General features: G+C 73.7%; 18 protein-coding genes and 1 riboswitch. Of the genes, 8 read left to right on the forward strand and 10 right to left on the reverse strand.

Features of this window, described 5'->3' with window-relative positions; translation table 11 throughout:
- Nucleotides 1–83: 83 nt before the first annotated feature.
- Nucleotides 84–1,832: an HD domain-containing phosphohydrolase gene (locus ACFEMC_RS05010; RefSeq protein ID WP_380174190.1), complete on the forward strand. Its 1,749-nt coding sequence runs from the start codon at nt 84–86 to the stop codon at nt 1,830–1,832.
- A gap of 18 nt (nt 1,833–1,850) precedes the next feature.
- On the opposite strand, the gene ACFEMC_RS05015 is transcribed toward ACFEMC_RS05010, so the two are convergent.
- From ACFEMC_RS05015 to ACFEMC_RS05035, 5 genes are all read right to left on the reverse strand, one after another.
- Nucleotides 1,851–2,516, reverse strand: a complete 666-nt coding sequence (locus ACFEMC_RS05015) for a methionine ABC transporter permease (RefSeq protein ID WP_380174192.1) — start codon at nt 2,514–2,516, stop codon at nt 1,851–1,853.
- 2 nt (nt 2,517–2,518) lie between these two features.
- Nucleotides 2,519–3,547 (reverse strand): methionine ABC transporter ATP-binding protein, encoded by a 1,029-nt coding sequence (locus tag ACFEMC_RS05020; protein ID WP_380174194.1) that lies wholly within the window; start codon nt 3,545–3,547, stop codon nt 2,519–2,521.
- Nucleotides 3,544–4,494, reverse strand: a complete 951-nt coding sequence (locus tag ACFEMC_RS05025; protein WP_380174196.1) for a MetQ/NlpA family ABC transporter substrate-binding protein — start codon at nt 4,492–4,494, stop codon at nt 3,544–3,546. The genes ACFEMC_RS05020 and ACFEMC_RS05025 overlap by 4 nt, the downstream gene beginning before the upstream one ends.
- 67 nt (nt 4,495–4,561) lie before the next feature.
- Nucleotides 4,562–4,672, reverse strand: a riboswitch (SAM riboswitch).
- A gap of 47 nt (nt 4,673–4,719) precedes the next feature.
- Entirely contained in the window at nt 4,720–4,917 is a 198-nt protein-coding gene (locus ACFEMC_RS05030; protein ID WP_380174198.1) for a DUF1737 domain-containing protein, read from the reverse strand.
- The gene (locus tag ACFEMC_RS05035; protein ID WP_380174201.1) at nt 4,914–5,537 is read right to left on the reverse strand and encodes a hypothetical protein; all 624 of its coding nucleotides are present in this window, start codon (nt 5,535–5,537) and stop codon (nt 4,914–4,916) included. Before ACFEMC_RS05035 ends, ACFEMC_RS05030 begins: the two co-directional genes overlap by 4 nt.
- Before the next feature lie 79 nt (nt 5,538–5,616).
- Between ACFEMC_RS05035 and ACFEMC_RS05040 the strand changes: the two genes are divergently transcribed.
- Nucleotides 5,617–6,120: an OsmC family protein gene (locus ACFEMC_RS05040; protein WP_367639008.1), complete on the forward strand. Its 504-nt coding sequence runs from the start codon at nt 5,617–5,619 to the stop codon at nt 6,118–6,120.
- Between the two features lie 21 nt (nt 6,121–6,141).
- On the opposite strand, the gene ACFEMC_RS05045 is transcribed toward ACFEMC_RS05040, so the two are convergent.
- Genes ACFEMC_RS05045 through add form a run of 3 tightly spaced genes read right to left on the reverse strand, consistent with a single transcriptional unit; the run spans nt 6,142 to nt 10,038 of the window.
- Nucleotides 6,142–7,596 (reverse strand): purine-cytosine permease family protein, encoded by a 1,455-nt coding sequence (locus tag ACFEMC_RS05045; protein ID WP_380174203.1) that lies wholly within the window; start codon nt 7,594–7,596, stop codon nt 6,142–6,144.
- Nucleotides 7,597–7,642: 46 nt separating this feature from the next.
- Nucleotides 7,643–9,013, reverse strand: a complete 1,371-nt coding sequence (locus ACFEMC_RS05050) for an NtaA/DmoA family FMN-dependent monooxygenase (protein WP_380174205.1) — start codon at nt 9,011–9,013, stop codon at nt 7,643–7,645.
- Entirely contained in the window at nt 9,010–10,038 is a 1,029-nt protein-coding gene (gene add / locus ACFEMC_RS05055) for an adenosine deaminase (RefSeq protein ID WP_380174207.1), read from the reverse strand. Before add ends, ACFEMC_RS05050 begins: the two co-directional genes overlap by 4 nt.
- 66 nt (nt 10,039–10,104) lie before the next feature.
- On the opposite strand from add, the gene ACFEMC_RS05060 reads away from it, so the two are divergent.
- The 4 genes from ACFEMC_RS05060 (at nt 10,105) to ACFEMC_RS05075 (ending at nt 14,042) form a co-directional block, all read left to right on the forward strand.
- Nucleotides 10,105–11,016 (forward strand): LysR family transcriptional regulator, encoded by a 912-nt coding sequence (locus tag ACFEMC_RS05060; protein ID WP_380174209.1) that lies wholly within the window; start codon nt 10,105–10,107, stop codon nt 11,014–11,016.
- 46 nt (nt 11,017–11,062) lie between these two features.
- On the forward strand, nt 11,063–11,782 hold the full coding sequence (locus ACFEMC_RS05065; RefSeq protein ID WP_380174211.1) for a GntR family transcriptional regulator: 720 nt from the start codon (nt 11,063–11,065) through the stop codon (nt 11,780–11,782).
- 166 nt (nt 11,783–11,948) lie between these two features.
- Entirely contained in the window at nt 11,949–13,256 is a 1,308-nt protein-coding gene (locus ACFEMC_RS05070; RefSeq protein WP_380176604.1) for an MFS transporter, read from the forward strand.
- Nucleotides 13,257–13,280: 24 nt separating this feature from the next.
- Nucleotides 13,281–14,042: an SDR family NAD(P)-dependent oxidoreductase gene (locus tag ACFEMC_RS05075; RefSeq protein ID WP_380174213.1), complete on the forward strand. Its 762-nt coding sequence runs from the start codon at nt 13,281–13,283 to the stop codon at nt 14,040–14,042.
- 60 nt (nt 14,043–14,102) lie between these two features.
- On the opposite strand, the gene ACFEMC_RS05080 is transcribed toward ACFEMC_RS05075, so the two are convergent.
- Together ACFEMC_RS05080 and ACFEMC_RS05085 are read right to left on the reverse strand one after the other, a co-directional pair.
- Entirely contained in the window at nt 14,103–15,176 is a 1,074-nt protein-coding gene (locus tag ACFEMC_RS05080) for an aldose epimerase family protein (RefSeq protein WP_380174215.1), read from the reverse strand.
- Nucleotides 15,177–15,307: 131 nt separating this feature from the next.
- Complete coding sequence (locus ACFEMC_RS05085; protein WP_380174217.1) at nt 15,308–16,033, reverse strand: uracil-DNA glycosylase; 726 nt, start codon at nt 16,031–16,033, stop codon at nt 15,308–15,310.
- 180 nt (nt 16,034–16,213) lie between these two features.
- On the opposite strand from ACFEMC_RS05085, the gene ACFEMC_RS05090 reads away from it, so the two are divergent.
- Nucleotides 16,214–16,519, forward strand: a complete 306-nt coding sequence (locus ACFEMC_RS05090; protein WP_380176606.1) for a DUF3263 domain-containing protein — start codon at nt 16,214–16,216, stop codon at nt 16,517–16,519.
- A gap of 427 nt (nt 16,520–16,946) precedes the next feature.
- The gene (locus ACFEMC_RS05095) at nt 16,947–17,150 is read left to right on the forward strand and encodes a cold-shock protein (protein ID WP_179749831.1); all 204 of its coding nucleotides are present in this window, start codon (nt 16,947–16,949) and stop codon (nt 17,148–17,150) included.
- Nucleotides 17,151–17,456: the final 306 nt, after the last annotated feature.

A 17,456-nucleotide genomic window follows, 5' to 3' on the forward strand; every position in this document is an offset into this window, starting at 1 on the left:
GTGGTGGGCCCGGGACACCACCGGTCGGGTGAATAACGGGACTCCCTCCTCAATGGTCCGTCCCGACGGGCCGAACCGGTCCTGTGGCCAGTGGACCGACGCAGAACTACGACGACGACCGCACGAGCTGGCGCCCCCGTCCGGGGCTGGCCCTCCTCGTCCGCGCCGCCGTCGCGCTGGGGCCGGCGGTCTTCGCCGCCGCCGTGGGAGCGGCCGCGGCGCACTGGATCCCGCCGGCGCGTCTCGGGGTCCCGGCGGCGGTGTGGCTGCTGGCGGTCGTCGCCGCCTCCTCGGCCGTCCTCGTCCTGGGTGCCCGCCGGTTCCGGCGCCTGCTGCCGCTCGCCTCGCTGCTGCGGCTCAGCCTCGTGCTGCCCGACCGCGTCCCGAGCCGGTTCGCCGTGGCACGTCGCACCTGGTCCCCGCAGAACCTGCAGGACGGCGCTGAGCCCGACGGTGACCCGGCCCACCTCGTCCTCGACCTCGTCGCCGCCCTCGCCGCCCACGACGGCCGCACGCGCGCCCACGGGGAGCGCGTCCAGGCCTACGCCGCCCTCATCGGCCGGGAACTGGGTCTGTCGCGCGAGGACGTCGACCGGCTCAGCTGGGCCGCTCTGCTGCACGACGTCGGCAAGGTCGCCGTGCCCGTGGAGGTCATCAACGGGGCGGGCCGGCCGAGCGCGCAGGAATGGGCCGTGCTGCAGGGGCACCCCGCTCACGGCGGCCTGCTCGTCGAACCTCTGCGTGGCTGGTTGGGGGAGTGGCTCGACGGGGTGGAGCAGCACCACGAGCGCTGGGACGGCGGCGGGTACCCGCGCGGACTCGCCGGCACCGACGTCTCCCTGGCCGCGCGCGTCATCGCCGTCGCGGACACCTACGACGTCATCACCTCGGCGCGCTCGTACAAGAAGCCCCTGTCGGCCACGCAGGCCCGGGAGGAGATCACCCGGTGCGCCGGGGGGCAGTTCGACCCCGACGTCGTGCGCGCCTTCCTCTCGGTGGGCATCGGGCGGCTCCGCCTCGTGGCGGGCCCCGCCACCCTGCTCGCCGCCCTCCCCGGTCTCGGTGCCGTTCCCGCACAGGCGCTGTCGATGGCCTCGACCGTCGCGCAGACCTCCAGCGGCCACGTCCTGAGCGCCGTGCTGGCCGCGGGTGTGGGGGTGGGCGTCGGAGCGGGCGGGGCGCAGGCCGTGGCTCCGTCCCCGGTCGCGCAGCCGAGGACCGTGGTCACCTCCACCGACGACGTTGCGGAGGTGCGGCCGGAGGTGGTGCCGGCGACCACGCCGGCTCCCTCGCCCCGGGGGGTCCCGACCGGAGTGCCGACCCTTCCCGGCACGACCGGGCCCTCCGGCACAGCGGTGGTGGACGTCCCCTCCTCCAGCGCCGCCGCCTCCCCGAGCGCGGTCCCGGAGACCCCCGTTCCCGCGACCGGGACCCCCACCACCGTCGCCGTTCCGGAGCCCGGGGGCGCCACGGTCCAGGCCCCCGGTCCCGCGGCTCCGAGCGCGAGGACACGGCAGCAGGGTCCGAAGGAGGGGGGTCCGCAGAGGCCGGCGCCGGAGAAGGGTCCGCAGAAGCCGGTGGTCCCGAAGCCGGTGGCCCCGAAGCCGGTGGCCCCGCAACCGGTGGCCCCGAAGCCGGTGGCCCCGAAGCTGGACGCCCCGAAACCGGCGGCCCCGAAACCGGCGGCCCCGGAACCGGCGGCCCCGCGTGCCGCACCCGAGGCGAGGGTCCAGGACGCGCCGCCGGACCGGTCGGGGGACGGTGGGTCCGGGAAGCGCCCCGGCACGACGACGGCGCCGGGCCCGGCCGCTCGGCCGGACCCGGCGCCGTGAGCCGGGGGAACTGCTGGGTCAGCGGCGCATGACGCTGCGCGCGAGGCGGTTGCCGACGACCTGGCCCACCTGCACGATGACGATGATCGCCGCGACCGCGACGTAGATGATCCCGTAGTCGTACTGCTGCTTGCCGTAGCTGATGGCGTAGTCCCCGAGCCCACCGCCACCGACGAGACCGGCCTGCGCCGTCATGTCCACGATCCCGATGAAGATGAACGTGTAGCCGAGGATGAGCGGCCCGAGCCCCTCGGGGATCACGACGCCGACGAGGATGGACAGCCGGGACGCGCCGACGGCGCGGGCCGCCTCCACGACACCGGGGTCGACACCGACGAGGCTCTGCTCGACGATCCGGGCCACGGCGAAGGCCGCGGCCAGGGAGATGGCGAACGTCACCGCCGAGGTGCCGATCGTCGTCCCCACGGCGGCGATCTGCAGGGGGGTGATCGCCGCGAGGAAGATGACGAACGGGATCGGGCGCACCAGGTTCACGACGAACCCGATCACGCCGAAGACCAACCGGTTGCCGTACAGGTTGCCCGGCCGGGTGGCGTACAGCGCCGTGCCGAGGACGAGCCCGAGCACGCCGGAGGCGATGAGCGAGACGACCGACATGAGCAGGGTCTGCCAGATGGCGGTCTTGAAGACGTCGATCGTGTCGAGGAATCCGCTGAAGTCCACGCTCAGGCCTCCTCGTCCGTGTGGATGCCGGCCGCCTGCAACGCCGTGAGCGCCGACTCGACGGATCCGGGGGCACCGGTCAGTTCGTAGGTGAGCGAACCCACCCGGCGTTCGCGGATCTCCGAGACCCCGCCGTACACGAGCTCGGCGGTGACCCCCTGCTGCCGGAACGCCGAGTCGATGCGCTGCTGCAGGCCGGGTTCGTCGGTGATGCGGACGCTCACGAGGCGGCCCGGGTGGTGGGAGCGCAACCGCGCGACGGTGTCGGCCGAGGGGCGGTCGTGCGTCGCGCTGCGCACGAACCGCTGCGCCGCAGGGGTCCGGGGGTCGGAGAACACGTCGTAGACGTCCCCGACCTCGACGACGCGGCCCAGTTCCATCACGGCGACGCGGTCGGCGATCTGACGCACGGCCTCCATCTCGTGGGTGATGACGACGATCGTCACGCCGAGTTCGGCGTTGACGCGTCGCAGCAGCGACAGCACCTCGGTCGTCGTCTCGGGGTCCAGCGCGCTCGTCGCCTCGTCGCACAGCAGCAGCGGCGGGTTCGTCGCGAGGGCGCGGGCGATGCCGACCCGCTGCTTCTGCCCGCCCGACAACTGCTCGGGGTAGGCGTGCGCGCGGTCGAGCAGGCCGACGAAGTCGAGCAGTTCGGCGGTGCGCCGGTCGCGCTCGGCCTTCGCGACGCCCGCGACCTTCAGCGGGTACGCGACGTTCCCGGCGACGGTCCGGGACCGGAAGAGGTTGAACTGCTGGAAGATCATCCCGATGCGGGAGCGGGCCGAGCGGAGTTCCCCCTCGGACAGCGTCGTGAGGTCCTGGCCGGCGACGCGGACGCTGCCCGACGTCGGCTTCTCGAGCGCGTTGATGAGCCGGACCAGGGTGGACTTCCCGGCGCCGGAGTACCCGATGACGGCGAGGACCTCGCCCTCGGCGACGTCGAGGGAGACGCCGTCGACCGCCGTGACGGTGCTGCCGCCACGACGGTCGAAGGTCTTGCTGACGTCCGTCAGCGAGATGAGCGTGCTCACTTGCCCGAGGCGGCCTTCGCGTCGGCCTCGACCTCGGTCAGTTCCTTCTGCAGGTCCGCCGCGGAGGTGTCCTGGACGACCGCGCCCGGGTTCTCCTGCAGGAACACCTCCTGCACGGCCGGGTCGTGCCAGAGCGCGGCGAGCTTGAGGTACGTCTCGTTGCCCACGTCGGCCTTGCGGGAGGTGAAGATGTTGACGTAGGGGGCCGCGGCGGGGTCGCTCGGGTCGTCCTTGACGATGATGTCGCTCGTCGGCAGCTTGGCCTTGGTGGCGTAGTTGTTGTTGACGATCGCGGCGACCACGGAACCGGACTGCAGGGCCGAGGCGGTCTGGTCGGCGGCGACGGTCGTCACCTTGACCTTGGCCGATTCGATGTCGCTGACCTTGGAGAACGCGGTGCCGCCGTTCTTCAGCGTCACCAGGCCGGCGCTCTGCAGGACCAGCAGGCCGCGGGCCTCGTTGATGGCGTCGTTCGGGATCGCGACCTGGGCGTCGGCGGGCAGTTCCGCCGCGGACTTCACGGTGAGCGAGTACAGCGGCAGGGGGTAGACGGCCGTCGCCCCGATGGGCTGCAGGTCGTCACCGGAGGTGGCGTTGTAGTTCGCGAGGTACTGGATGTGCTGGAACTGGTTGAGGTCCAGCTGGTCCTGCGACAGCGCCGGGTTCGGCTGGCTGTAGTCGGAGAAGTTGACGAGTTCGACGTCGACGTTCAGCTGCGACTTGGCGAGCTCCTTGTACGTCGTCCAGTACTTCAGCGACGCGTCGGCGACACCGATCTTGACGGTCTTCGCCTCGCCGCCGCCGGCGGCCGCGGTGGTCGTGGTGTCGTCGCGGTTGCCCAGGACGACGGCGACGACCACGACGACCACGACGACGACCGCGGCGATCACGCCGAAGAGGAGGCCACGGCGCTTGGGCTTGTCGGGCAGGGCGGGGGCGTTGGACACGCGATCACTCCGGGAGTCGTTCGGCGGGCGCGCGGCTCGCAGCACTCCGTGATCGACGGCGTCCGTTGATCCGCGCTTGCCGGACGGGGTCGTCCGGCCAGGTCCTCACCTGGGGCACCCCACCGCGGAGGAGGGTTGCCGGACAGCGAGCCAGGGCTTGTCGCTGTCACTCATGACCTGTGCAGACCCTAGCACCGGCTGTGCCGTGGTCCGGCCCGGCGGACGTCAGCCCTGCGACGTCCCGTGGGGCAGCGCGTGGGGGAGGACCACGGCCTGTGCGGCGACCGTCCGGCCGTCGGTCGTGGTGACCGCGGGGCTGCCGAACAGCACGTACCCGTCGGCGAGGGCGGCGCTGACCTTCTCGCAGAACGAGCGGTCGTCGGGGCCGGTCAGCAGGCGGTAGCTCAGCTTCTCCTCGCTCATCCGGGGAGGGTATCCCCGGCGGCGTCCAGAGCGTCCTGGACGGCGAGGAACCCCAGGGCCGCGTCGGCGAGGGCGTCGCCGCGCTTCTTCGGCGACCCGGGCGACCAGCGCTTGTCGTCGTACTCGACGGCGCTGCGGCGCAACGCCTCGCGGCTGACGCGCAGTTCCCGCTCCAGCCGCTCGACGAGTTCGGCGGGGGAGGGGGCCGGCGGTCGCAGGGACTCCCCGTCCCCGGCGCGCAGCTGCACGAGGACGTCGTGGTCGAGGCCGTCCTGCGCCGTCCAGAACCGGACGGGGCGCTCCACGACGTGGTTCCACACGGGAGCCTGCGCCGACCGGAACACCAGCTCCACGGGTTTCGTCTCCAGCCCCGACGCGGCGAGCCAGTGGCCCGCCGCGGGGGGCCGCGTCCCCGACGCGCAGTCCGCCTCGGCCGCGTTCGTCACGAGCGCCACCCGGACGGCGTCGTCGGCCAGGTCGTCGCGGCGCGGGCCGAGCAGGGGGCCGGACACCCACGCCTCGGTCGCCCGCAGCGTCACGATGCCCGCGGGCTGGCGGTGCAGGTGGGCGCAGCGGTCGGCGACGTCCTCGAGGGTCTTCAGGGCGGTGGTCCACTTCACGCCGCCCAGTGTGGCGGGCCGTCCGCGCGAGGAGCGGGGAGGTTGCGGGTCCGACCACCCCCGGGCCTAAGCTTCGCCGGTGGATTCGACCGAACTGAGGGCCCTGCAGAAGCCGTTGAAGGACTCCTACCGGGAGGATCCGGCGAAGGCGCTGGTGCCGGCCAAGGCCGTCGCCGTGCTCGACGGGCAGTCCATCGGGGTCTCGGTCGACGGGTTCGCCGGGACGACCCGCGCGGGCCTGCACCCCGCCGCCGGCGGTGACGGCACCGAGGCGTGCTCGGCCGACATGCTCTGCGAGGCCGTCGCCGCGTGCGCCGGTGTGACGCTGCGCAGCGTCGCGACCGCCATGGGCGTGGAGCTGCGGAACGCGTCGGTGACCGCCGAGGCGCACTGGGACGCCCGCGGCACCCTCGGCGTCTCCCGCGAGGTGCCCGTCGGCATCACCGACGTGACCATCACGTTCGACTTCACCTCCGACGCCGACGAGGCCACCGAGCAGAAGATGATCACGCTGGCCGAGCGCTACTGCGTCATCGCCCAGACGCTGCAGACGCCGCCGAAGGTGACCGTCCAGCGCGCCTGACGCGCGGGTGGGGGTGCCGCGTCAGCGGCGCTCCTGCCGCCGCACCTCGTCCCGGCCGAACACAGCGACGACGACGAACCCGAGGACGAGGGCGAGCAGGACGCCGATGTTGGCGTAGGCCCACTCGCCCTCGCGGCCGCCGATCGGCCCGAGCAGGTAGCCCTGCCACGCCAGCCAGCTCGCGCCGCTGTTGGTGACCAGGCCCCAGCCCACGACGGTCGCCACGAGCATCGTCCCGAGGGCCAGCGGCCGGACGGCGCCGTACCGCCCGCGGGCGTCGAGCAGCTCGTCCTCGGCGTACCCCGTCCGCCGGGTGGCGAGGTCGGCCAGGAAGATCCCCGCCCACGCCGCGATCGGCACGCCCAGGGTGATGAGGAACCCCTGGAACGGGACGAGGAAGTCGGCCGAGAAGAAGGCGATGTAGACGGCGCCGGCGACCATCAGCGCGCCGTCGACGAGGACGGCGACCGGCCGCGGCACGCGCAGGCCGACGTTGAGCAGCGCCAGGCCCGAGGAGTAGATGTCCATCACCGCGCCGCCGACGAGGCCGAGGACCGCGACGACGACGAACGGCACGAGGAACCAGGTCGGCAGGATGCCCGTGAGCGCCCCGACCGGGTCCTTGGCCACGCTGTCGTTCAGCCCGGGCTGCGAGCCGACGACGAGCGCGCCGAAGACGAGCAGCACAGCCGGGCCGAGGGAGGACCCGAGCGTGGTCCAGAACACGACGCCGCCGCTGGAGGCGTCGCGCGGCAGGTAGCGGGAGTAGTCGGCCGCGGCGTTGGCCCAGCCCAGGCCGAACCCCGTCATGACCATGGTGAAGGCGCCGACGACGGCGGCCGCGTCCCCGGCGGGCAGGGCCAGCACGGTGCCGAGGTCGATCGAGGGGGCCGCGAAGGCGATGTAGGCCACCGTCAGGACCGCGGTCACGACCGTGATCCAGCGCTGCATCCGCATGATGACGCGGAACCCCAGCGTGCCGCCGAGGACGATGAGGCCGACGACGACGACGAGCGCGACGAGCTTGGTGCCCGTCCCGCCCCCGGCGCCGAGGCGGTCCAGGACGGTCGCGGTCGCCAGGACGGCGACGGCGGCCAGCGACGTCTCCCAGCCCAGCGTCAGCAGCCAGGACACGAGCGAGGGCAGCCGGTTGCCGTGGACGCCGAAGGCCGCGCGGGACAACGTCATCGTGGGCGCGGACCCGCGCTTGCCGGCGATCGCGACGAGCCCGACGACGACGTAGGACAGGAACACCCCCGCCACCGACACCAGCGTCGCCTGCCAGAAGGAGATGCCGAAGCCCAGGACGAACGAGCCGTAGCTGACGGCCAGCACCGAGACGTTCGCGGCGAACCAGGGCCAGAACAGGTCCCGGGGCCGGCCGTGCCGCTCGTCCTCGCCGACGGCGTTCACCCCGTTGAGCTCGACGTCGACGCCGCCGACGCGGGCCTGCGGCGTCGCGGGCACCTCGCTCACCGCGACCGCCCGCCGCTCGTGCTCCCGTGCAGGACCACCGGTCCGCTCACCCAGCCTCTCGGGACGACCGGCGGAACCGTGCCGCCGGGTGGTCGGCGGGCAGCCTCGTGCGGCCCGCACCGAAGATCACCTCACGCAGCGTAAGGCCTTCCTCACGTGCGCGGGGATCGTCCAGGAGACCCCGGCGGCGCAGCTCCGGCACCAGCTCGGCGCAGAACTCGACGTAGGAGGCCGGTACGAGGAACGGCGTGACGTTGAACCCGTCGACCCCCGTCTCCTCGACGAGCCGTTCGACGCCGTCGGCGACCTCGGTGACCGACCCGGTCAGGACGAACTCCCGCATGCCGAAGCGCAGGAAGTCCGCGGTGGCCCGGGCCACGGTCTGGCCGCGGTAGCGCTCGACCTGGGTCCGGCCGCCCTCGGTGCTGACGTCCCCCAGGTCGGCGCGCTGGTCCAGTGCGCGCAGGTCCACGCCCGTCATCGACGCGAAGTACGCCCGCGCGGCGTCGTCGTGGACCCACGACAGGTACCGCTCGAGCCGGTCCCGGGCGTGCCCGCGGTCGCGTCCCAGCACGACCGTGAGCCCGGCCAGGGTGCGCACCGACCCCCGGGGCCGGCCGCGGCGCTCGGCCCGTGCGTGGACGTCCTCGACCTGCCGGCGCACCCCCGCCGCGTCGCGGCCCTGGACGAAGACCACCTCCGCGTGGGTGGCGGCGAACTCCCGGCCCCGGTCGCTGGCCCCGGCCTGGAACAGGACGGGGGTGCGCTGCGGGGAGGGCTCGACCTTGAAGTAGCCGTGGCTGGAGAACCAGCGCCCGTCGTGGTGCACCTCGTGGACGCGGCGCGGGTCGGCGTAGCGCCGGGTCCGCTTGTCGCCGACGACGGCGTCGTCCTCCCAGCCGCCCTCGAGCAGCCGGTAGCTCAGCTCGAGGTGCTCGTCGGCCACGTCGTAGCGGACGTCGTGGGCCGGCAGCGGCGCGGTCCCGTGCAGGTCGCTGACGACGGGCGACGACGTCGTCACGACGTTCCACCCGATGCGCCCGCGGGTCAGGTGGTCCAGCGTCGCGAACCGCCGGGCGTTCGGGTACGGGCCCTCGAACGTGGTCGAGGCCGTCACCGCGAAACCCAGCCGCCGGGTCACCGCGGCCATGGCCGGCAGCAGCAGCAGCGGGTCGTTCGTGGGCATCTCCACGGCCTGCTCGAACGTCACGTCGGGCGTCGTCCCCCCGAGCACCGGGTACCCGGGGGAGTCGGCGAGGAACAGCAGGTCGAACCCGCCCTCCTCCAACGTCCGGGCGAGGTCGAGCCAGTGGTCGAGGTCGGTGTAGCGGACGGTGTCCTGCTCGGGGTGGGCCCACAACCCCTGGCTCGTGAGGTTCGGGCCGTTGATCTCGAACGCGGACAGGAGCAGGCTCACACGTCGTCCAGCCAGGCCGCGAGTCCGGCCCCGAACACCTGCCGGGTCCGCGCGCTCATCCCCTCCACGCGCAACCCGTGGCCGGCGAGCGCTGCGAGGTCGGCGTCGGAGAACCCCCAGACGTCGCGGGCCACGGCGTACTGGTCGGTGACGCTGCGGCCGAACCAGAGCTGGTCGTCGGCGTTCAGGGTCACCCCCACCCCCGCGCGGTGCAGGACGGGCGCCGGGTGCGCGGCGAGGTCCTCGACGACGCCGAGGGCGACGTTGGAGACGGGGGCCACGTCCAGGACGATGCCCGCCTCGACGAGCCGGCGCACGAACTCCGGGTTCTCCACCGACCGCACCCCGTGCGAGATGCGGGTGGCGCCCAGGACGTCCACCGCCTCCGCGACGCACTCCCAGCCGCCCGTCTGCCCGGCGTGGGCGACGACGGGCAACCCCGCGGCGCGGGCCCGGGCGGCGTGCGCGGCGAACCGCTGCAGCCCCGAGGGCTCCTCGAAACCGGCTGTGCCGAAGGCGGTCACGCCCGCGCCGGCGAACTCCACGGCGACGTCGGTGAGGTCGCCGGCGATGGGTTCGTCCTGGTCGGTGTTCACCGTGAGCAGGGCCCCGACCTCGACGCCGTGCCGCGTCGCGGCGTCGGCGAAGGCCTCCAGCACGACACGGGTGACGTCGCGCAGGCTGCCCAGCCGGGGCGCGTACAACTGCGGTTCCACGGCGGGTTCGAGGTAGACGACGCCCTGCGCCGCCTCCTGCGCGACGAGGGCCCCGCACAGCTCGGCGAGGTCGTCGAGGTCGGCGACGAGGGCCGGGACGCGGCCGTAGGCCTCGAAGAACTCCCACACGTCGCGCCAGCCGCCGGGACCGCCCGGTGCGCCGGTCCGTTCGGGCAGGTCGCGGTCGGGGTCGAGGTCGACCCCGCGCCGCCGGGCCAGTGCGAGCACCGCGTCCCGGGGGTAGGAGCCGTCGAGGTGCGCGTGGACGTGGACCTTGGGCAGCGCGGTCAGCGACCGGGTGGACGGCACGCGGCCAACGTATTCGGGCAGGGGGCACCGTGTCGCACAAGCGGTTGTTCTGCGAAGATCAGGGCTGTGGATGCGCGCGCGGGACGGGGGTCGGGCGAACTCGACGCGAGGTCGCTGCGCTACCTCATGGCCGTCGCGCGCGAACGCAGCTTCACCACGGCGGCGGCGTCGCTGCAGGTGTCCCAGCCGGCCCTGAGCCAGGCGATCGCGCGGATGGAGGCCCTCGTCGGCGGACGGCTCGTCGTCCGCGACGCCCGCGGCGTGGCCCGCGAGGGGTCGGCGCTGACGCCCAGCGGCCAGGCGCTGCTGGCCGACGCCGCCCACGTCACCGAGGTCCTCGACCGGGCCCTGGCGCGGGCCCGCCGCATCGCCGAGGCGGGGGAGCGCGAACGCCTCACCGTGGGCATCGGGACGTCGACGCCGCGGTGGGTCTCCACCCGGCTCGTCGAGGCCGCCCAGGAGAGCCCGCAGCTCGACGTCGTGCTGCGCCACGTCCCGTGGGGCCGCGAGGTGCACGACCTGTCCGACGGCAGCGTCGACGTCGTCTTCCTCCACTTCGCCCCGGGTCAGGACCCCGACCCGCTGCTGCGCACCACCCGGGTCAGCGACGTCGACCGGGTCGCGGTCTTCGCCCGCGGCCACCGGCTCGCGGGGGCCGGGTCGTTGTCGATCGCCGACCTCGACGACGAACCCATCGTCGACGCCGGCAGCGACCGCGACGTCTGGCTCGTCGACCCCCGCCCCTCGGGGGCGTCGCCGGAGGTGGTGGGACCGCCCGCGACGACGGTCGAGGAGATGCTCGCGGTCGTGGCGACGGGTCGGGCCATGGCGATCACGTCCGAGACCGTGGCGGCCGCGCACCGGTCCGACGACATCGCGTTCGTCCCGCTGCACGACCTGCCACCGCTGGCGCTGCACCTCGTGGCGCTCGCCGGGGACCAGCGGCCCGTCGTCGCGGACCTGCTCTCCTCGTTCTGAGTCCGCCGTCCCGGGGTGCCACGGACGGGGCCGTTACGATCCGGCGGTGGCCCCCCGCACCGTCCCGCCGACCGCCCCTGCCCGGGAATCGCTGGCCGACTCGGTGCACTCCTCGTTGCTGGCCTGGCTCATGGACGGCAACGCGGGCCCGGGGGAACCCCTGAGCATCGACGGTCTCGCGCGCACCCTCGGCGTCTCGCCGACCCCCGTGCGCGAGGCGATGGCCCGGATCGAGCGGACGGGTCTGGTCGAGCGCGTCGCGATGCGCGGCTACCGCGTCGCGGGCCTGCTCACCCCGGCCGAGGTCGAGGAGCTGATGGACGCGCGGCTGCTCCTGGAGTGCCACAACGCGGCCGCGGCCGCCGCACGCGTCGACGACGCGCTGCTCGCCCGCCTGCAGGACACGGTGCGGCGCATGGAGGACGCGCCCAAGGGGCCGTCCTTCGCGGACTACCAGGACTACCACCGGGCCGACAACGAGTTCCACCGGCTGCTGAACCGCGCGGGCGGCAACACCTTCCTCGCCGACGCCTTCGAGGCCCTCAACGGCCAGGTGCAGCGCTTCCGGCTGCGGTTGGTGGGGGACGGCGTCACCGACGCCGAGACGGCGATCGAAGAGCACGGGGCGCTGCTGCGGGCCCTGCGGGCGCGGGACTCCGCCGCCGCGGCCGACCTCATGCGCGAGCACCTCGAGGCCGTGCGCTCGCGGGCGCTCGCCGACAGCGCCGCTGTCGGCCACCACGGAACGCACGAGGCCCAGGGCTAGTCCGCGGGCCTCGAGCCGAGCTACGACGCGACGTCGGGTTGACACCTAGATCCTATTGGATGTTTCCTTCCGGCGGGCGGTGAGGACCGTCCGCCGAAACCTCTGTGAACGAAGACGTCATCAGGAGCAGGTAGTGACCGCACCCGTCACCCCGGAGCAGACCGCGCTGGTCGACTCCGCCGTCCGCCGCTCGGTCAAGCGGCTCATCCCGTTCCTGCTGTTGATGTACGTGATCGCGTTCCTCGACCGCAGCAACGTCGGGTTCGCCAAGGAGGAGCTCGAGGCCGACATCGGCCTGTCCGCCGCCGCGTACGCCCTCGGCGCGGGCCTGTTCTTCGTCGGCTACGCCGTCTTCGAGGTGCCCAGCAACCTCATCATGCACAAGGTCGGCGCCCGCTGGTGGATGGCCCGGATCATGGTGACCTGGGGCATCATCGCGACCGCGTTCATGTTCGTGCAGGGCGAGACGATGTTCTACGTCCTGCGGTTCCTCCTCGGTGTCGCCGAGGCCGGGTTCTTCCCTGGCGTCCTGCTGTACCTCACGTACTGGTTCCCCGAGGACCGGCGCGCGTTCGCGACCGGCCTGTTCCAGATGGGCCTGCCGCTGGCCAACATCGTCGGCGGCCCGCTCTCGGGCGGGCTCCTCGAACTCGACGGGGTCGCGGGCCTGGCCGGGTACCAGTGGCTGTTCATGGTCGAGGGCGTCATCGCGGTCCTCGTCGGGATCGTCGCGGTGTTCTACCTGACCGACCGGCCCGAGAAGGCCGCGTGGATGCCGGACGCCGAACGCGACGCCCTGCTCGCCCGGCTCGAGGCCGACAACGCCGACCGCGCCGCCGTCGGCGGGCACCAGGGCTGGGCCAAGGCCCTGCTGAACCCCCGCGTCCTGTACTTCTGCCTGATCTGCCTGTGCATCCAGGCCGCGGTCTACGGCCTGACGTTCTTCCTGCCGACCCAGGTCGCGAGCATCACCGGCCGCGACGTCGGGTTCCAGGTCGGGCTGCTCACGTCCATCCCGTGGGCGTGCGCGTTCGTCACCATCGCCGTCCTGCCCCGGTTCGCCGACCGCAGCGGCAAGCACCGCGAGATCGGTGCCGCGCTGCTCGTCCTGTCCGGCATCGGCATCGCCGTCTCGGCCGTCGCGGAGAACGCCGTCGTCGCGATCGTCGCCCTGTGCGTCGCGGCCGTCGGTTTCGTCACGTGCCAGCCGCTGTTCTGGACCCTGCCCACCCGCTACCTCAGCGGGGCCGCGCTGGCGGCGGGCTTCGGTCTCATCAACGGTCTGGGCAACCTCGGCGGGTTCATCGCCCCGAACATCCGCGTCTGGGCCGAGGAGACGTTCGACTCCACCACCGCGGGGTTGTTCGCCCTGGCGGGGATGGCCGTCCTGGGGGCACTGTTCCTGCTGGGCACGAGGTTCCTGCGCACCGCCCCCGCCGACAACGCCGCGACCACGGCCGACGCCGTCCGCTGATCCGACCACACCCAGGAGACCACCATGGAGTTCCCCGCCCGCCGCACGGCCGTCGTCACCGGCGTCGGCGCCCCCCGCGGCATCGGCCGCGTCGTGGCCCGCCGCCTCGCGAAGGACGGGTGGAGCCTCGGCCTCGTCGACATCTCCGCGACCGGGGTCGAGGAGATCACCCGCGAACTGACCGACGCGGGTGCACAGGTCCACGGCGTCGTCACCGACATCGCCTCGCCCGACTCCGTCGCGGACGCGTTCACGCAGTTCGACGCCGCGCTGCCGCCGGTCGTCGGCCTCGTGAACCTCGCCGGCATCGCCGACCCCACGCCGCTCATGGACCTCACCCTCGAGGGGTGGAACCGGACGATGGCCGTCAACGCCACCGGGTCGCTGCTGATGATCCAGGCCGCGGCCCGCCGGATGATGGAGGTCGGGGTGGGACGCATCGTCAACACGTCCTCGATCACCGCGGTCGACGGCGGCGGGACGTTCTCCAAGAGCTCCTACGCCGCGGCCAAGGCGGCCGTCCTCGGGCTGACCCGCGGCGCGGCCCGCGAACTCGGCCCGCACGGCATCACCGCCAACGCGATCCTGCCCGGACCCATCGACACCGACATCATGGGCGGCACGCTGACCGACGAGCGCAAGGCCGCGATGTCCGCGGGCATCCCCGTCGGCCGCGTCGGGACGCCGGCCGACATCGCCGCCATGGTGGCGTTCCTGCTGTCCGAGGAGGCCGGGTTCGTCACCGGCACCAGCTACCAGGTCGACGGCGGCAAGCACATCAACTGACGGCTGCGCACGAAAACGCCCGCCCCGGAACGTCCGGGGCGGGCGTTCGCGCGTGCGGAGTCAGACGTGGAACGCGTACTCCGTCGACGTGGCGAACTCCGCGCCCGGCCGCAGCACGGGGTCGCCGAGCTCGGCCAGCGCGGGCTGGTTCACCGCGTCGGGCAGCAGCTGCGTCTCCAGGCACAGCGCGTCGCCCTGTCGGACCGGCCGGCCCTCGAGCGTCCGCCACGCGCCGGTGAGGAAGTTGCCGGAGTAGAACTGCAGCCCCGGCAGGTCGGTGCGGACGCGCACGGTGCGGCCGGACCGCGGCCCGCGCACCGAGGCGACCTCGCGGAACGTGCCGGGCTCGTCCAGGACGAGGCAGTGGTCGTAGCCCCCCGCGCGCAGGAGCTGCTCGTCGGCGTCGCGCAGGTGCTCGCCGATGCGGGTGGGGGAGGAGAAGTCGAACGGCGTGCCCGCCGTCGGGGCCAGCTCGCCGGTCGGGATGAGGTTCGCGTCCACGGGCAGGTAGCGGGTGGCCGCCACCTGCGCGACGTGGTCCTCGACGGACCCGGCGCCGTCGAGGGCGAAGTAGGCGTGGTTGGTGAGGTTCACCGGCGTCGGCGCGTCGGTGGTGGCGTGGTGGTCCAGGCGCAGGGTGACCGCGTCCCCGTCCTGACGCAGGGAGTACGTGCAGGACACCTCGAGCGTGCCGGGGAACCCCATGTCGCCGTCGGGGCTCGTCAGGGAGAACCGCACCGCCGGGACACCGTCGACCTCGGTCTCCTCCGCGGTCCAGACGCGCTGGTCGAACCCCTCGACCCCGCCGTGCAGGGCGTTCGGGCCGTCGTTGGTCGGAACGTCGTGGCGGGTGCCGTCGAGCGTGAAGCGTCCGCCCGCCAGCCGGTTCGCGACACGTCCCACGCTCGCGCCGGGGTAGCCGTCGGCGGCCTCGTAGGCGGCGACGTCCGGGAGCGCGACGACGACGTCACCGAGCTCGCCCGAGGCGTCGGGGACGCGGACCTGCTGCAGCGTGGCCCCGCGGGTCAGGACGGCCGCCGACGCGCCGGAGGGGAGTCGCAGCTCCCACCGCTCGACCGGCTCACCGCGCCGGGTCCGGCCGAAGGGGCTGCGCTGCACCGTGGGGGAGGTCATGGGCCGATCGTGCCCCACGACACCGCGGTCCGTGCACGGGGTCGCCGGGCCGCCGGGAGGGAACGTTGCCTCCCCGGTGACGATCATCGTCCTCGGGGAGGCAACGTTCCTTCCCACGCGGGCGGAAGGGGTCAGGCCAGCCGCCAGTCGATCCCGTCCCCGCCGGCCTCGCGCAGCAGCGCGTCGACGCGGCTGAACGGGCGGGAGCCGAAGAACCCGCGCGAGGCGGACAGGGGGCTGGGGTGCACGCCCGCGACGACGGGCACCCCGTCGAGCAGCGGCTGCACCTGCTGCGCGTCCTTGCCCCACAGCAGCGCGACGAGCGGACCGCCCCGCGCGGCGAGGGCGCGGACAGCCGCGTCGGTGACGGCCTGCCAGCCCAGGCGCCGGTGCGACCCCGAGCTGCCCACGCGGACGGTGAGGACGCGGTTGAGCAGGAGCACGCCGGCGTCGGTCCAGGAGGACAGGTCCCCGTGCTCGGGTGGCTGGACCCCCACGTCCTCGCGCAGCTCGCGGCCGATGTTGACGAGGCTGCGCGGCAGCGGCCGCACGTGCGGTTCGACGGCGAAGCTCAGCCCGACCGGGTGGCCGGCGGTGGGGTAGGGGTCCTGGCCGACGAGCAGCACCCGCACCCCGTCGAACGGCTGGCGGAAGGCGCGCAGGACGTCACCCGGCGCGGGCAGCCAGTCGGCGTCTTCGGCGGCCAGGGAGGCGGAGATCCGCTCCAGGTCGGCGCGCACGGGGGCCAGGGCCCGGGCCCAGCCGGGGTCGAGGTCGTCGAGGCCGAGACCGGCGGGGTCGTCGGCGCTCGGGGGGAAGACCGGGGAGGTCCGTGAGGCGGCTGGGTCGGCAGTCACGCGTGGGACGGTACCCAGGCCGGACCCGCTGCGCGCGGTCCCCGGCGCGCGGACGGAGGTGAATGACACGCGTGTGATGCCCTGCCTAGACTCGCCCCGCGAGCTGCCGTTCGGGGGCTCGGTCGAGGAGGGGTGGACACCGTGGAGCGCTGGGACGCGACGGCACGCATCGAGGCCGACGTGCACACGGGGGACCACGAGCAGGAGGGGACGGGCGGGCCGAGCGAGCTGCCCGAGGGCCTGACCCGCCGCGACGCCGAGATCCTCGCCTTCGAGCGCCAGTGGTGGAAGTACGCCGGCGCCAAGGAGCAGGCCGTGCGCGAGCTCTTCGACCTGTCCCCCACGCGCTACTACCAGCTGCTGAACGCGCTCATCGACTCCCCGGCGGCCCTCGCGCACGACCCGATGCTCGTCAAGCGCCTGCGCCGCATGCGGTCCAGCCGGCAGCGCGCGCGGTCGGCCCGTCGTCTGGGCGTGCAGCCCTGAGCGGTCGGGGCCACCGCCCCCGCCAGCTCGCCGCGCGCCGCGGCGCCCACCGCACGCGCCGGGGTCCCGCGGGGGTCGCCCTGCTCGTCGTCGTCTGGCTCCTGGTGGCCGCGGTCGTCGTCGCCGGGGTCGTCCTGGCCCTGCGCTCGGTCCTGCAGCCCGTCCTGGGAGTGCTCGACGGCGTCCTGTGACGCTGCCGCGCCGCCGCGCGTCGTGACCCTTCCGTGAAGACGAGGTTCACAGAACCTTGTAACACGCGCCCCTCCCGGCACTAATCTGAGCCTCGGTCGATCAGTTCGAGGAGCACGCCCTCCCCGGGAGCGCACATCGGACCTGGCCCACGGCCTCGTGGCCGCGGGCAGCGTGAGACCCGTGTCCGGCGCGCGCCGGAGGCGTCTTCCGCTCGCTGCAGCACCAGGAGAAGGCAATGGCTCAGGGCACCGTGAAGTGGTTCAACGCCGAGAAGGGATACGGCTTCATCACCGTCGACGACGGTGGTGCCGACGTGTTCGTCCACTACTCCGCCATCGTCGCGGACGGCTACCGGTCCCTCGAGGAGGGGCAGCGGGTCGAGTTCGAGGTCGGCCAGGGGCAGAAGGGTCCGCAGGCCGAGAGCGTGCGCGGGCTCTGACCCGGCGCCACCGGCGCAGGCAGGACGCGCGGCTCGACGCGCCGCAGGACGCCAGGAGGGCCCGGGGTGGGTGACCACCCCGGTCCTTCGTGCGTCCGTCCGCCCTCGGCGGACGGGGGCGTGGGGGTTTGCACTCGACGGGGGAGAGTGCCAACATTGGCGTTGGCACTCTCGAGTCGAGAGTGACAACTCGACCCGGGAGCGAAGCTCCCCGGCCGGTCCGGTGAGGCCTGCGGGCGCCGGGGGACGTGACCCCGGGGCTGCTGGCCGTCCGTCGCGGGCGCCGTTCCGACCACCCACCGCCCG

Origin of the sequence: Kineococcus sp. DHX-1 (genome assembly GCF_042473625.1) — a bacterium.
Taxonomy (GTDB): domain Bacteria; phylum Actinomycetota; class Actinomycetes; order Actinomycetales; family Kineococcaceae; genus Kineococcus.